Genomic DNA, 265 nt, shown 5'->3' with positions numbered 1-265 from the left:
CTCTACGGCTGCGACGCGGTGGACGGCAACAACTTCTCCAAATGGTGCGACGCCGGCTACGACAAGCTGGTCAAGGATGCCAAGCGCACCACCGACCAGGGCAAGCGCACCGAGCTGTACAAGCAGGCCCAGCACATCCTCAAGGAACAGGTGCCGATCACCCCGATCGCCCACTCCACCGTGTACCAGCCGATGCGCAAGACGGTACACGACTTCAGGATCAGTCCCTTCGGCCTGAACTCATTCTACGAGGTCAGCGTCGGCA

At 61.5% G+C, this 265-nt stretch carries 1 pseudogene; it reads left to right on the top strand.

The window, feature by feature from the left end:
* A pseudogene (locus tag ACLJNW_RS25730) lies at positions 1 to 265 on the top strand (ABC transporter substrate-binding protein); the annotation flags it as partial.

The sequence above is a fragment of the Salmonella sp. SAL4457 genome (assembly GCF_046548235.1).
Classification (GTDB): Bacteria; Pseudomonadota; Gammaproteobacteria; order Enterobacterales; family Enterobacteriaceae; genus Salmonella; species Salmonella enterica.
This window is presented reverse-complemented; position numbering and strand designations above follow the sequence as displayed.